This window comes from Synechococcus sp. A18-25c, assembly GCF_014280035.1.
Taxonomy (GTDB): Bacteria; Cyanobacteriota; Cyanobacteriia; order PCC-6307; family Cyanobiaceae; genus Synechococcus_C.
This window is the reverse complement of the sequence record NZ_CP047957.1, coordinates 1,637,916-1,651,344: the sequence shown is the minus strand read 5'-3', so window position 1 is coordinate 1,651,344 and position 13,429 is coordinate 1,637,916. Positions and strand designations below refer to the sequence as shown.

18 protein-coding genes are annotated in these 13,429 nt (G+C 53.1%); 7 read left to right on the top strand and 11 right to left on the bottom strand.

Annotation, left to right across the window (positions count from 1 at the left end):
• The first annotated feature begins 5 nt into the window (after window positions 1-5).
• A complete protein-coding gene (locus tag SynA1825c_RS09110) occupies window positions 6-725 on the top strand; it encodes a 16S rRNA (uracil(1498)-N(3))-methyltransferase (RefSeq protein ID WP_186469014.1) in 720 nt (239 codons plus the stop codon).
• A gap of 43 nt (window positions 726-768) precedes the next feature.
• Here SynA1825c_RS09110 and SynA1825c_RS09105 read toward each other — a convergent pair whose 3' ends face one another.
• The gene (locus SynA1825c_RS09105) at window positions 769-1,170 is read right to left on the bottom strand and encodes an OsmC family protein (RefSeq protein WP_186469013.1); all 402 of its coding nucleotides are present in this window, start codon (window positions 1,168-1,170) and stop codon (window positions 769-771) included.
• Window positions 1,171-1,429: 259 nt separating this feature from the next.
• Between SynA1825c_RS09105 and SynA1825c_RS09100 the strand changes: the two genes are divergently transcribed.
• Both SynA1825c_RS09100 and SynA1825c_RS09095 read left to right on the top strand, forming a co-directional pair.
• Window positions 1,430-1,690, top strand: a complete 261-nt coding sequence (locus tag SynA1825c_RS09100) for a hypothetical protein (protein WP_186471134.1) — start codon at window positions 1,430-1,432, stop codon at window positions 1,688-1,690.
• Window positions 1,690-1,929 (top strand): hypothetical protein, encoded by a 240-nt coding sequence (locus tag SynA1825c_RS09095; RefSeq protein ID WP_186469012.1) that lies wholly within the window; start codon window positions 1,690-1,692, stop codon window positions 1,927-1,929. Before SynA1825c_RS09100 ends, SynA1825c_RS09095 begins: the two co-directional genes overlap by 1 nt.
• A gap of 22 nt (window positions 1,930-1,951) precedes the next feature.
• Here SynA1825c_RS09095 and SynA1825c_RS09090 read toward each other — a convergent pair whose 3' ends face one another.
• A complete protein-coding gene (locus tag SynA1825c_RS09090) occupies window positions 1,952-2,620 on the bottom strand; it encodes a hypothetical protein (RefSeq protein WP_186469011.1) in 669 nt (222 codons plus the stop codon).
• A 197-nt stretch (window positions 2,621-2,817) separates the two neighbouring features.
• On the opposite strand from SynA1825c_RS09090, the gene SynA1825c_RS09085 reads away from it, so the two are divergent.
• Window positions 2,818-2,991, top strand: coding sequence for a conjugal transfer protein TrbI (locus SynA1825c_RS09085; protein ID WP_186469010.1), 174 nt, complete (start codon window positions 2,818-2,820; stop codon window positions 2,989-2,991).
• 29 nt (window positions 2,992-3,020) lie between these two features.
• On the opposite strand, the gene SynA1825c_RS09080 is transcribed toward SynA1825c_RS09085, so the two are convergent.
• Window positions 3,021-3,872 carry a phosphatase PAP2 family protein gene (locus SynA1825c_RS09080; protein WP_255478341.1) on the bottom strand — a complete coding sequence of 284 codons (852 nt, stop codon included), beginning with the start codon at window positions 3,870-3,872 and terminating at the stop codon, window positions 3,021-3,023.
• Between the two features lie 221 nt (window positions 3,873-4,093).
• Window positions 4,094-4,375, bottom strand: coding sequence for a DUF3764 family protein (locus SynA1825c_RS09075; protein ID WP_186469008.1), 282 nt, complete (start codon window positions 4,373-4,375; stop codon window positions 4,094-4,096).
• 151 nt (window positions 4,376-4,526) lie between these two features.
• Between SynA1825c_RS09075 and SynA1825c_RS09070 the strand changes: the two genes are divergently transcribed.
• The gene (locus tag SynA1825c_RS09070; RefSeq protein ID WP_255476901.1) at window positions 4,527-5,060 is read left to right on the top strand and encodes a DUF411 domain-containing protein; all 534 of its coding nucleotides are present in this window, start codon (window positions 4,527-4,529) and stop codon (window positions 5,058-5,060) included.
• Between the two features lie 21 nt (window positions 5,061-5,081).
• Here SynA1825c_RS09070 and SynA1825c_RS09065 read toward each other — a convergent pair whose 3' ends face one another.
• The 6 genes from SynA1825c_RS09065 to SynA1825c_RS09040 form a co-directional block, all read right to left on the bottom strand.
• Window positions 5,082-5,354: a hypothetical protein gene (locus SynA1825c_RS09065; protein ID WP_186469007.1), complete on the bottom strand. Its 273-nt coding sequence runs from the start codon at window positions 5,352-5,354 to the stop codon at window positions 5,082-5,084.
• Window positions 5,351-5,482, bottom strand: coding sequence for a DUF3721 domain-containing protein (locus SynA1825c_RS13665; protein ID WP_255477140.1), 132 nt, complete (start codon window positions 5,480-5,482; stop codon window positions 5,351-5,353). Before SynA1825c_RS13665 ends, SynA1825c_RS09065 begins: the two co-directional genes overlap by 4 nt.
• Before the next feature lie 95 nt (window positions 5,483-5,577).
• Window positions 5,578-5,832: a hypothetical protein gene (locus SynA1825c_RS09055; RefSeq protein ID WP_186469005.1), complete on the bottom strand. Its 255-nt coding sequence runs from the start codon at window positions 5,830-5,832 to the stop codon at window positions 5,578-5,580.
• Between the two features lie 73 nt (window positions 5,833-5,905).
• Window positions 5,906-6,616 (bottom strand): phosphoesterase, encoded by a 711-nt coding sequence (locus SynA1825c_RS09050; RefSeq protein ID WP_186469004.1) that lies wholly within the window; start codon window positions 6,614-6,616, stop codon window positions 5,906-5,908.
• Entirely contained in the window at window positions 6,616-7,434 is an 819-nt protein-coding gene (locus tag SynA1825c_RS09045; RefSeq protein WP_186469003.1) for a metallophosphoesterase, read from the bottom strand. Before SynA1825c_RS09045 ends, SynA1825c_RS09050 begins: the two co-directional genes overlap by 1 nt.
• A 6-nt stretch (window positions 7,435-7,440) precedes the next feature.
• The gene (locus SynA1825c_RS09040; RefSeq protein WP_186469002.1) at window positions 7,441-8,226 is read right to left on the bottom strand and encodes a GTP-binding protein; all 786 of its coding nucleotides are present in this window, start codon (window positions 8,224-8,226) and stop codon (window positions 7,441-7,443) included.
• Between the two features lie 178 nt (window positions 8,227-8,404).
• Here SynA1825c_RS09040 and SynA1825c_RS09035 point away from each other — a divergent pair, with 178 nt between their 5' ends.
• Together SynA1825c_RS09035 and SynA1825c_RS09030 are read left to right on the top strand one after the other, a co-directional pair.
• Window positions 8,405-8,647, top strand: coding sequence for a hypothetical protein (locus SynA1825c_RS09035; RefSeq protein WP_255476900.1), 243 nt, complete (start codon window positions 8,405-8,407; stop codon window positions 8,645-8,647).
• Window positions 8,648-9,112: 465 nt separating this feature from the next.
• The gene (locus SynA1825c_RS09030) at window positions 9,113-11,269 is read left to right on the top strand and encodes a mechanosensitive ion channel family protein (RefSeq protein WP_186469000.1); all 2,157 of its coding nucleotides are present in this window, start codon (window positions 9,113-9,115) and stop codon (window positions 11,267-11,269) included.
• 341 nt (window positions 11,270-11,610) lie between these two features.
• Here the strand turns inward: SynA1825c_RS09030 and SynA1825c_RS09025 are convergent, their stop codons facing one another.
• Window positions 11,611-13,329: an alpha-keto acid decarboxylase family protein gene (locus SynA1825c_RS09025; protein WP_255478340.1), complete on the bottom strand. Its 1,719-nt coding sequence runs from the start codon at window positions 13,327-13,329 to the stop codon at window positions 11,611-11,613.
• Between the last annotated feature and the right edge of the window lie 100 nt (window positions 13,330-13,429).

The following is a 13,429-nucleotide window of genomic DNA, read 5'->3' as shown; positions in this document are numbered from 1 at the left end:
TCGGTATGAATCTCATCTTGCTCCGCGCCGATGATGCCTGGACCGGTGATCAGTTGGTGTGTCTGAGTGATCGGCGTGCGGACCATATCCGAGGCGTGCTTCGCGCCCAGGTTGGGGATGCTTTGCGTGTTGGCTTGGTGGGGGGGAACCAAGGCTGTGCTCAGGTTCAAGCCATCAATGCGTCAGGTGTTGTGCTTTCGGTGCAGCTCTCTGATCCACCTCCCTTGCGGCATCGCTTTGATGTGGTGTTGGCCTTGCCCCGTCCCAAAATGCTGCGACGCATCCTGCGCACCGTTGCGGAGTTCGGCGTGGGGCATTTGCATCTGATCAACAGTGCCCGCGTCGATAAGAGTTATTGGCAGAGTCCCTTGCTTGCTGACCACAAGCTCGAAGACGCACTGATGGCAGGACTGGAGCGATCGCGTGACACGATTCGGCCAGAGGTGCATTGTCACCAGCGCTTTCGCCCTTTTGTTGAGGATCAGTTGCCCTTGATTTGTGCTGGTCGACCCTGCTGGCTCGCTGATCATGGTGCGTCTCTGGCGTTGAGCCAAACACCGCCAGGAGCAGCCCTTGTGATGATCGGACCAGAGGGAGGTTTTGTCCCGTTCGAGATCGACCTGGCTTGCGCCATGGGTGCCCAACGCGCGCATCTCGGAGAACGGATTCTCAGTGTGGATACAGCGGTTCCATCGGCTCTGGCGCAAGGGTTAGTGGCTGCCTGATGAACAGCTGCTTGATGAACAGCTGCCTCTGCGAGGTTTGCCGTTAGTTCCAGTTCAGATTGATTTCAATCTGTGGATCCAAGCTGCGTTTGACCGGGCATTGGGCGGCTACCCGCTGCAGTAACAGGCGTTGTTCGCTGTTGAGTTCGGAGGGAAGCGTCAGATGCACCGTCAGGCTTTCAACGCGGCGCGGACCGTCCTGGGTCATGCGTTTCTCAACCTCGGCCCGGCTTCCCTCAATCGACCATCCCCTGCTTTTCGCTGTGATGCCCATGATCGTGAGGATGCATGTGGCCAGTGCGGTGGCCAACAGATCGGTTGGAGAAAACTGCTCGCCAAGTCCTTGGTTGTCGACCGGGGCGTCAGTGCTCAGCTGAGCTCCCGATGCCGTGTGAATGGCTTCGCAGTGAAGGTTGCCGGTGTAGCGGCAGGACACGGTGGCCATCGACAGTTTGCTGCTGGCCTCATTCTTTCTCCTGGATGCTCGTCACGCTTCACGAATCGAATGACCGAATGACCGAATGACCGATCAACGGTTTGAAGGTGAGTTCTGATCAAGGCTCTTCGGGGTGTTTCGGCAGCCAAAACGACCGTGGCTTTGGCTGGATATCCTTGACTCCCACTAGGATTCAGGCACTTTGTTGTCTGTTGAATTGGACGCCGAAAGCCTCGCTGGACTCCAAGCCCTTGTTGCTGATGTGGGGATGGGCAATGTGATTGACGCCGAGTTGTTGGAGGGTTGTTCCGTTGAAGCCCATGAGCTGGATGAGATGGATGAAGCGCAGTCCGCGAACGTGGCAGCCCATTGCTTTGGCGTGCTGTTCGACCATCGTGTCCAAGACAGTGTTTGCACTGAGGCGGATGGTGGTTCTGGGGTTTGGCGCGGATCCTTGGACGGTTTTGGGTACGTGATTCGTCGGGATGAGCTAGGCGATTTGGTGCTCGATTTCTCTGCGCCTGCTTGATGGGCATTGATGAGCTTCGGCAGGACTTATCCGGGCGTCTCGGTAAGCGTGTGGCATCGCTGCTGACGCGCGATGGCGATCCTGTTTCGGACATGGTCGACCTCTACCAACCTTCTCCTGCGGGCTTTGGAGGACGTTTGGTTTTGCGGGATGGAACGGAGATGGCCTGGGAGCTCTGGCATGAAGACCAAGACGTTTGGAACTTTCATGCGTCGGTGCTGCGTGAACGCTCTCAATGATCGTTGCCTGATCACGGAAGGCTCACTCCGCTCTTCCGTTGATCATGTCGTCCAGGTTTTGCATCCATGGGTTGCTGTTCTGCCAAGCCTGGTTCGGTTCGCAGCAAAGGCAGGATTCACCTTCATCACAGGCGTTGGAAGCGCGCTGTTCTGCATCCAGTTTCAGCAGTTCTTTGGTGTAAGGCGCCCTAAGGTCCCACTCGCTCCAAGTTTTGACACCTTGCTCATCCACATCTTCAGGAAAAGCAATTTGAAGGTGAAGCCAGCGTTTCTGGCTGACTGGTTTGAAACTCACCAGCCAGTTTTGGTCAGGATCTGATCCCAGGTCTCGAGCGGCAGTCAACATTGCATCCATGGCGGTTTTCGCCCCGGGGTCACGTTGCTCTTGCCACTGACGCAGCGGTTTCATGCAGGCATCATCGGTGGCGACGCCCACGCGCAAAAGGCCGTTGGATCGGTCGGCAATTTCTTTCTCAGAGGCCATGGTTCGACGGATGCCATTGGCATCAGCCCAGCTGGGATAGGCCATCGGTTCATAGAACTCTGCTCTGGTGAACCAGACCACCGGTTGTGTTCGCGGATCCAGGCCGATGCAAAACGGTTGGAGTGCGCGTGTTTTGATCAAAGAAAGTAATCGAGTGGCCGTTGTGTAGTGCCAGGCAATCTCAATCTTGCGGCCAAATCCTTTCATTCGGCCAATGTAGATCAGGTGATGAGTTTCACAAAGGAATGAGAATCATTCTCGTGGCGAGTTTTGGCTGTGCCATTTTTTGAGGGTTTCCAAGCTTTGGATCAATAAAGAATGAATCTCGGTGCTTGGTTTGATTCTTTGTTGTGTCTTTGCAAGGGCGACAAGAGGGTGATAATTGATTTCCATTGGGATAATGAATGATGTCCACCGCCTTGTGTTGTGCTTGTTCGAAGTGCGTTTGTGAAGTCGAGCCCTCGACGGCTGTTGTGCGCGATGGTCAACACTTCTGCTCGGATGCCTGTGCAACGGGGCATCCCAATCAGGAGCCTTGTCATGGCACTGGTTCATGTGGATGCAAATGCTCAGATTGAAGCTTCAGTTCCTCTTTATCAATGCCCTTTTATTGCTTCAACGCTTCGATCTCAAGGGAGCAATAGGTGCCATCGGGCGTCTTGCCTTGGTCTCGCAACGTCTTCACTTCTAAAGCTGCCGCGCGGACATCGGCTCTGAAAATAGGATCGGTATGGAGTTGTGCCACGGCGGCCGAACCAATGGTCTGGCCGGCTTGTATGTCACTGAACCAATGCACGTTGCAGATGCTGCGACTTCTGCCGTATTCGAGTCCGCGTGCCAACAATTGATCACGACGTTCGGGTGTTATTTCACTGAGCACCAAAGCCCAAGCCCAGCCGGCTGCGGTGTGGCCTGATGGATAAGACCCGTCATTTCTGAGGCCCTGTTCATCCTCAGGGGTGCAAATGGGCTGGTTGTTGATCGTGAACGGTCGAGCTCGTTGATAGTGATTTTTCGCTTGATAAGTGGCTAGACCCGCATCGGTGAGCATGCGGTGGAGCAAGGTGTAAAGACGCGGTGTTTCCTCTTTGGAGATGGGAAGGCCCAAAGCGCAGGAATAAATGGAAGCCGCAGCGGGGAAATGCAGGTCGGCATCGCGTGCAGCTAAGTCCCAGCGCGGCGTGCCTCGCAACGGAAACGTGGCTTCAGCCTCTACGACATCCAGCGCGTTGGCAGCGGAGCCGGATTGAGGTGGAGCTGGCAGCAGTTCAAGCGAATTCGGCAGTGAGCTCGCAGGCAGATATCCCTCCAGCAGCCCGTGTTTCCACTCCTTGGGATTGTCGGGAGAACCAACGTTGGATTCGCAATATTGTGCTGACTCTGCTGCAGCGGCACCTCCCCAGAGGGTGATGGTTGCGGCAATGGCAAGGATGCTGCTGACAATGCGGGGTAAAGCCATGCTCTGGCACTTCACTGTGTTCTCAGTAGCAATGCCTTGCTGCATTGCCGACTCATCCCAGTGAATCAGCAGAGATCTCGCAAAAAAAACGCCCCTCTTCCCAGGGGCGCCGTCCGTGTCGTGGCTGTATTTAAATCCCAATCTCTGGCTTAGCCAAGCGCCCACCCATGACCAACCATGACTCAATCGTTGGATCAGGCGTTGCCGCCCGTTTGTGTTTCCTACTCAGCCAGCCAGCGGGTGATGACGGTGCCGTCATACACATGGCCTGATGCTTCGACGACAGGTTTGGTGTCAGGCGCCATGAAGATGTCGTAGAGCACGTTTTCCGGGCCTTGAAACATCACGGTTGCTCGGGTTGGGTCGTCATGGCTGACGCCGATGTAGAAGATCGAGACCCCCATCGCCTTGAACATGGCTTGCTGCTCTGGCGCATGCATGTGGGTGCGATAGCTCTCAAACGTTGTGCTGAGCTTGAAGTCCAAAACCGTCGTTTCCGTCATGACATGAAGCGATACCAGGGAAATTGGACCACACCCTGTCAATGAATGGTGTGTTGGCGCTGTAGAGGGATGGCCACCATGCTGAGTGTGGTCTGTTGATTGGATCAATTCGCTTCAATGGTGAAGCACATTGGCCCTGTTTTCTGCGTCCATGACTGCGCACCGTTCCTTGACCTCTTTGTCGTTTCCTCAAGCTGTTGGCAGGGTTGGAGCGTTGTTGCTGTCCACGTGTCTTTGGTCCACCCCGCCCGTTATGGCGCATGGCACCAGCGGTGGACCGGTATCCATGCCCAACACGATGCATGCCGACGGTCCAGAAATCACGGTGTATCGCTCAGCCAGCTGCGGTTGCTGCACCCAGTGGGGTGAGCACCTTGCAGCAGCTGGGTTCCGCATCGATGACCAGGTGACGGAAGCCATGGATGGTGTCAAAGAGCAGCAAGGCATCGCTCCTGATGTGGCGTCCTGTCATACGGCTCTGGTTGAGGGCTACGTCATTGAGGGACACGTGCCCGTCGCTTCGATTCAACGGTTGTTGACTGAGCGTCCTGAGATTCGAGGGCTCTCGGTTCCAGGCATGCCCATGGGCTCTCCAGGGATGGAGATGCAGGGAGTGGAGACCGAGCGTTTTGACGTCATGGCCATCGCCCTTGACGGCAACCTGTCGGTGTTTGATCGCTACTGAGATCGAAGCCGCAATGCAACGTCAACGCTGCGGCTTTAACAACATGGCGAGGCCTGACGCAGTCACCACGATGGTGAGGGCTCCAAGCAGGATGGGATACACCGGTTGGAGATTGATCCAACCGAACCGGCCCGTGTGCAGCTTCAGTAACCAGAAAGCGTCAACCCCCTGCTCTAACAACAGGCTGTAGAGGGATCCCGTGCTAGCGGTGATCAAGAGCGGTAAGGCTGCGATCGGAACAAGCCAGCGATGCAGCCGTCGTGCTTGTCGTTGAGAGGCTGCTCTTGGTTTCATTGCTTCCGTAGCTGCTGGTGCAGCTCCTGTTCATTGGCACAGGGCATCCAGCGGTTGTTGTTTTGATGCGTGGTGCTGCACCCCAGCTGATCAGCTCTCTGTTGAGCTTCGACTTGCGTGGCATACATGCCTCTGCCATGGGTCTGGCCTGGAGAGCTGCTTAAAAGCAGGACGATTAGCGAGACGACCAGTGTGCAGAAAGCCATGATCTCGACTCCGTGATCTACAAGCCTTCGCAGTGTTCGACGGCTTTCAGATAATTCATTTTGCCTGGGCTGCGCTGACCCTGGGGATTGATGGCCGCCCGCATGTCGATTTGGACGTTCACACACCGGTTGTAACGGTGGGTTTTCACCGCCTGGGGAATCAGCAGGATGGCAATTGAGATCAGACTGAAGCAGCTAAGAGCAGCCAGCAGCGAATACACACTGGTCTGTGTGTTGACTCGCGCTGTCGATGGCTGCGTCCTGGTGTCCATAGGGCAGGGGATGAAAACTCAGCATGGCTCCTTGGAGTGACGCTTGAGCCGTTGGCTGTTCTTCGAGTTTGGCTTAACCAAACCCTCGTTTGCGTTGACCGCGACTCTTGCTGAGATCGAGGAACGTCAGGTGATCCGTGGCTGGGTCGTAGAGGGTGTAGTGATCGCCTTCACCGATGCCGATCACGCTGCGCTTCGGCACGGCCTGTGCGGCCTGGTGCTCACCGCTGTGATCGGTCACTTTGGAGCGAATCTCGCCGCCGGTCAGTTCCAGCCGGAATTGGCGACCGCTGCGGGCCGTAAAAAGACGGTTGACGTCGAGGCGTGTAAGCCGATCCATCAGGATCAGCGGGGAAGTGGTCTCCGTTAGGCGATCAGCAACATCGGCTGAGCTGCCGTGGATGAGCGCACAGTCGAGTTCGATGAATCCGAATTGCAGCGATGCCAGCCAACCGAGATGGTCGGGATCCACGGCTGCCAACAAGTTGGCGAGTGATGCCTCCCCCTCGTTTTGTCTCAGAGCATCGGCCTTGCGCTCACCGCGGTACCCGCATTCAGCCAACAACTGGTCGTCTCTCCAGCCATAAACGCAGTCCGGTGTGAGATCACCTGGCTTGGGTCGCCTCAACCGATCCAGTAGGGCATTGCAAGAGGTGCAAGCTCCCACCAGGTCACCCAACACAAACAAGCTGGCAACGTCACGCTGACGTTTGAGATCACGTTGGATTCGCTCATAGAGATCAAGGTCTCCGTTCAAACCACTCACCAGTGCCCAGCGTTCCATTAGCGCTCACACACGTGGCTGGCATCGTCGGCTCGTTCGGCGTACTCGAAGCCGTGGCTGAGCCTCCAGGCAAAAACCTCGGGAAGTCCTGCTTCCACAATCGCGCGGCAAGTTTTGTCGACGTCGTACGCCACTTCACGGATGTCTACCTCTCCTGTGGCGTCGTTGTGAACGACATAGGTGGCTTTGGTGCTGCCATGGCGTGGTTCACCGACGGATCCTGCGTTGACGATGCGGCGCATCGGCAACGAGAGCTCTTGTTCCATGGCCGGTTGGATCTGATTGCCTTGTTGAACCCTCACGCGGATGCTGCCGCCACTGAGCTCTCTCACGTAGGGCTGATGGGTATGCCCGCAAAACAGGGTTTCTGCCCCGGCTGTTTCGACACGTTCCAGTGCGGCGAAAGCATTCATGTCAGGCAGTAGGTATTCGTGCTGGCTGTTGGGACTGCCATGAACAAACAGCGATGACCCTCTGCGCAGCGTCATGGGCAGTTCAGCCAGAAAAGCCCTGTTGGATTCCGTCAGGGTTGCGGCTGTCCAATGATGCGCACGGTGGCCGCGGCGTTCGGCCAACTGGGAGGGATAGCTGCATTCGCAGGCATTTAAACCATCGATGATGTCTTCGTCCCAGCAGCCTTGGCAGGAGGCAATCCCCCGCTCTCTCACAAGCTCCACCACTTCGTTGGGTTGTGGCCCATAGCCCACCAGATCGCCCAGGCAGGTAATCGTGTCAATTCCTTGAGAATCAATGTCCTCGAGCACCGCCTCAACGGCCGCCAGGTTGGCGTGTAAACAGGAGATCACTGCATGGTTCATGGTGAATCAGCTTTGGGTTGAGGATGCGGGAATTTGTTCTTGGCGGTGGCGTTGCTGCAGAGCCATCACGTCGTCGCTCAGCAAACAGTCGTCAATCGTGGCTTGGATTCCGCGTGGTTCAAGCGCTTTGCCTTGGACGACCAAGGCAGAGGGTCGATCCGGCCGTTCGGAGTCTGGAGCGATGCCGTCTAAGGGCAGAAACTGTGACTCCTGTTGACTGACCATCCAGTTGCACAAAAACGCGCGACCATCTGGGAGATTCATCAAGCCTTTGGCGCGATACACATCGCCGTAGGCCCCATTGACGAGTTCAAACCAGAAACTGCTGAGGCTGTTGGGATCCCAAACGCTGCGCTGGAGGTTGATGTGCCAGGCCTCAAGTTTGTTGAACTCCAGAGTGTCGTGAGTCGGCAACACCGAATCTCGGCCAAAGTGCAAGGTCTGATCCGGTTTCAGGCGGAGTGCATCGAGTCGCTCACGGACGCTGGCCCCGTAGCCATCAAGGCCCAGCGTTTCTGGAACGCGAAACTGTTGAACCTCAATCAAGGTGAGTTGGGCTTCACGATGAAGCTCTTCACCTGATTCTGAGGGCTGGAGCGAAATCAGTTCAGGGATCTGATCCTTGAGCCAAGCCGGATCGATCCCGCCATCGACACCTTGTTCCAGCCCCTCAGAACGATCTCCTTCCAGACGCAGGAAAGCGCATGACCCCTGATGCTGTCTCAAGGTTTCCAGCACCCATGTGGTTTTGCCGCATCCGGGAGGCCCTGAGACCAGGCACACCTGACCCATAGAACAACCTTGACCTGGGAGCGAGAATCATTCTCATAATGGCCTGCTGGATGCCTGGCCGTCCACTCCTGCCGCAATGGACTCTGGCAGCATTGGGCACAGGCTGGGGCTGCGACCCTCGCTATGGTCGTCGTACGTCGGGTGCCCTCTGATGCAGGCAATGGAGTTTTTTGCTCTGGTGCTGGTGAATCTCGCTCTTTTGATTCACCTCTCGGAAAAAGCATCCGGGTGGTGGAAAGAACGCCGCCGTTTGGATCGGCTCGTTAACGATCATCCGGAGATGAAGGGAATTCATCCCGATGAGGAAAGCCTGTTTATTTTTGAAAGTGATGACTCACTCAAAGCATTAGTGCTGGGCAATGATGAGCCTGGCACCAGTGAACCCTTTTATGTTTCTGATGAGGATCTTGATCAGGACTAAGTTTTAATCTTATTTTTAGCGGCTTGTGTTGACTTATGGCACTGTTGTTGAGCTGGATTTCAGTTTTGCCACAAAAGGTGCGTGAAACCAATTCTTTTAAATCGATTCAGTGACCGCTTGGAGTCACTTTTGGAACAATTTTTATGCCGATTGATGTCATTATAAATTGCGGGCTCGATTGGGTTTGCCGCAGATAACTTTCCCTTGGCCAAGCGAGAGCCCTTGAGGCAAACCTGGACCAACGTCGTAACAACTTAAGCAGTATGTTAATGAATCATGCGACTTTTTTATGCACTGATTTCGGTTCAGGTGTTGTGCGGTGCGCAAAGATTTGCATCCAATTCCTGGTTTGATCTCAATTGGTTTCAACGTTTAATGCTTGTTGACAAGGATGCGTAGACGTTTGTAGAACTGGTCAGTTTTGGTCTTTTCGCCTATATTTGGCATACGAGAAAAAGTCGTACCATGAAAAAATCTCTGCGCTTTTTTTGGGGTATTGCTCTGGGTCTTTTGATTGGTTTGACATCATTCTCCTATGCCCACTCTGCCGAGACGTTGATTGCGCTCGGTTTAGGAGAAGAAAAAACCATCATTCCACTTGAGGAACAACCGTTTTATGACCAGCTTGAAATCTATGACTCAAACTGGGATCAGTCCTATCTCGGTAAGGTCACAGGGTTTACTCCTCAGCAGACACTTTTGCGTTTTTATGCCGTAATGGCGCGGGTTGGTGAAATTATTCGAGACGTCGGTCAAAAAGCAGATGAAAGTCCAGGGATGCTCTGGAGTGAGAGTGTTCGTGAGGAGATCAAAGAAGCTGAAGTGCTCTTCAGAGTTGCGAAGAGAACAATGGATGATTCATCCATCCCTGAGAGTATTCGAAAGGACACACTGGAAGAATCCGTATTGAAGCTGAAAGAAATTCTTGACTATGCATTTACTCACTCAAGAGAACCAATTGATATCCCTAATAATAAGAACCAAACGGATTGGACCATCCCTGGGACTGCAATCACATTGACGCGTTCAGTCAAGAACGATAATGGAAACCAGGATTATTTCTTCTCACAAGAAACGCTCGAAAATATTAATAGAATGTATGCATTTGTCAGGCAAACATATGGCGATACGACTGCTGATGAAATTATTTCCGAAAACCCCCTTGCATCGCCAAGGATTTACCAAGATTTCTCCTACTCTCCGGGATATCTTGTTCCTCCAAAGTGGTATGTGAGCTTGCCGGAAGATATAAAGCTCTTCTTGCAAATCCCCTTCGGAGAGCAAAGTCTTCTTCAATATTTGATGGCGATTCTGCTTGCGTTAATTTATTTACCGCTTGTGATGGCTTGTCTTTTCAAGCTTTTGAACACTTACAGGTTGAATGTTGATAGCTCTGGCAATCTTTTGAATCGATTTGCCAACCGTCAAATTGAACTTTCTTGGAGACGCTTTTATCTTGCCCTTCCAATTGGTCCGCTATCGATGATTGCAAAAACCATCGTGGCAAATCGAATCAATTTTACTGGAGAAGCATTACAAAATTCCAACTCATTTTTTGATGTGGTTACATACATTTCGTTTGGCGTTGCCATTGTGTTGTTTTTTGAGGCAATGGCTGGTTCGAGCGCAGTTTGGGTGATGCGCTTCAGAGGGAGTCAATCAGAATTGGAAAAGCGTCGTTTGCGTAATCTAATCCTTCCCTTTTCGCGATTTTTTGGAGCCATTGGTGCTGTGATTTTGCTTTATCAGCTAATGTTAAGGCTGGGCATGCCACCTAATGCAGTCATCGCGTTCTCGGCTGTACCAGGATTGGCGGTAGGTTTGGGCGGATCGCGTCTACTTGGTAATTTATTTGCAGGAATTGCCATTCAGTCTGACCGTCCTGTTCGAGTTGGTGAGTTTTGCAAAATTGGTAATGAAATGGGTTTTGTTTCCAGGATCGGATTGCGATCGATTGACATGATTACATTGTCTGGACGAATCACGATTCCGAACAACAAAGTTGAAGATGAAATTATCAAAAACTTTTCAGATCGGAAGCAGAATTCTGGACTTTCTGAGCACTCGATTAGTCAGGGCATTGAATTGAAGATGGATCTCCCCAGTGGTTTGGGAGTTGGTCAGCTCAATGCCATTGTAGAGCGCACTCAAGATTTGATCCAAAACAGTAGTCGTCTTGATTCGCCAGTCGTGAGTTTTAGTGAAGCGGGGAGCAGTGGTGCAGCACTGACTGTCTTTGCCAAGGCTTCATCTGATAATTGGAAGGATTATCTCCAGCTCCAGCAAGATTTAATCGCTCAGATCAAAACGATTATTGCTGTTGTCAATAATTTCAAACATTCTGTGAGTATTGCTTATGACACTCCAAGTGATAAGCGAAGGGAAATACCCAGCATCATTCGCGATGTTGTTGAATCAGATTCACAATTAAAATTGGGTGCATGCAGATTATCAACATTGTCTGACTACAGTCTTGATTTTTCTTTTATGGTTGATTCGATGCACGAGGATGCTGGATCATTCTTTGACTCGATTTCCAGAATGAAGGAGGGAATTCTTCAAGCTTTCGAGGACCGTCAGATTGAAATTCCTTTCCCGACTTCGGTTGAAATTCAAAAATAATAGTCTTCAATTTATTTCTCCAAAAACACGTTTAAAAGGTTGTCTTGCAATTTCTTTCTTGGCTTTAGGAATTTTGTTGAATTGTCTGCTTGATTGAGATTTTTAAGACTTCGTCTGGAGTCTAGGGTTTCATTTGGCCGATGTCAGCTGTTGTTTGAATCGTTTTTTTAGCCATGGGGTTCTGATGTTGTTGCTCTTTCACCCGTAAAAATGTAATCAATCCAATCAATATTTTTTATGGATCGATGTGTGGAAGGCCAATCAAGCCAGTCCTTTCACGCTTCACCGTTTTCGATCAATTTTGAAAGGCAAGTGAAGACCCGTGTGACTGTTGCTGCCGGTCATGCCCCATCGGGTGTGGTGGTTTGATGCATGATTTCGATCACCTCGTCAGCCAGGGGTTGACTTTCTTCGGCAGGAATCAGCACTTCGAGGTAGGCAGCTCCTTGCAATTCATTGATGGCGGCCAATGATTGCTCCAGTTCAGCGACGGTTGCAGCCCTACCGCACCACCATCCTTGGCATCCCAGTGCTGCAGGAATGTCTGCATAACGCCAAGGTGGCAACGTGTTGTAGGCATGCCCGGTCTCACTGATCAAAGCCTCCACCCCGTAGAGACCGTTGTTGAGCACAATCACCACAGGGTTGATGTGCGTGAAACCCATGACGCCGATCTCCTGCACCGTGAGTTGGTGTGCTCCATCACCGGTGACCAGCACGACGCGTCGCTTTGGTTCTGCTAAAGCGCATCCCAAAGCTGCTGGTGTTCCCCATCCAATTGACGACCAGAGGGTTTGACTTTCCATCACGACGTTTGCTGGTAGTCGCAGGGCATTTAGTTTCAGGAGGCACGTGCCTGTATCGGACACCAAGATGTCGTTGGACCGAAGAAATCGCTGCAAGCGGGGGTAAAAGCTCGCTGAATCGGAGGGGTGATGCTGCTCCCCCTCAAGGGGCAGGATCGGCTCAGGCTGGACGGGGCGATGGTCACCCCACAAAGAGTGTTGTGTTGATGAAGTCTCCAAGCGCTTGGTGATTCCCGCCAGCACATCACTGATGCTGACGCTTGTGAACACTTGATCACCGGCTTGGACCCAGTCGGCATGCAAGGCAATGATTGTCTTGGGATCGAGTGATCCACTCCAGAGCCCTGTGTTCAGATCCTCCAGAACCAAGCCGCCGAAGTCGATCACCAAATCGGCGTCTTCCACCACGCTGCGCAAGGCTGCGGGTGTTGACCGACCACCGTTGTACATCCCTAGGAATGCAGGGTGCTCCTCGTTGAGCAGTCCCTTGTCCATGGGCGTTGTTGCATAGGCCAACCCCGACGCATTGAGAAAGTGTTCGAAGGCCTTCACCAGTCCGAAGCGCTTCAAGGTGATGGTTGGCAGCACCACTGGCCTTGATGCTGAAGCGATTCGCTTTTCGAGGAGATCGAGGACTGCTTCGAGTTCTGCTTCCACACTGGCGTGTTGATGAATCGCCCCAAGAGGAGAGCCTTGAATTGGCGTCCCCGTGATTGGCATTAGGGCGAGATCCATTGGAAAGGTGAGATAAGCCGGCCTGGATTCCTCCAGAGCCTTGTCGATCACGCGCTCCAATTCGACGACAACATTGTCGGGGGTGAGCCTTGCACTGACGCAACTGGCGGAGGCAGAAATGGCTTCGAAACGGTCATAAACATGATCGCCGAGGGTGTGATGGCAGATCAGTCCTTGGCGCACAATCCTCAGGCTTGGTGTTCCGACTAGATGAAACACGGGTAGTCGCTCTGCCATGGCACCCATCAGGCCATTCAGTGCACTGAGTTCACCCACTCCATAGGTGGTGCAGACCATGGCCGCTCCCCGGCGCCGGGCGTAACCATCAGCTGCGTAAGCCGCGTTCAGCTCATTCGCAGATGGCACCCAGCTCAACCGGGAGTGCACTTCCACGGCATCGTTGATGGGAAAGGAGTAGTCACCTGGCACTCCAAACACGTGACCGATGCCGAGGTCAGCGAGACGATCCAGGGCATAAGCCACCACCGAAGGCTTCATGTGGCCTTTTTGAACAACCATGTGTTGATTCTGAGGCTGGCCGCCTGATCGAGCCATCGGCCAGCTCGATGCAGTCACGACGCACTGGTTTTGACACGGCGGACGTGTTTTGCCCCCCTCA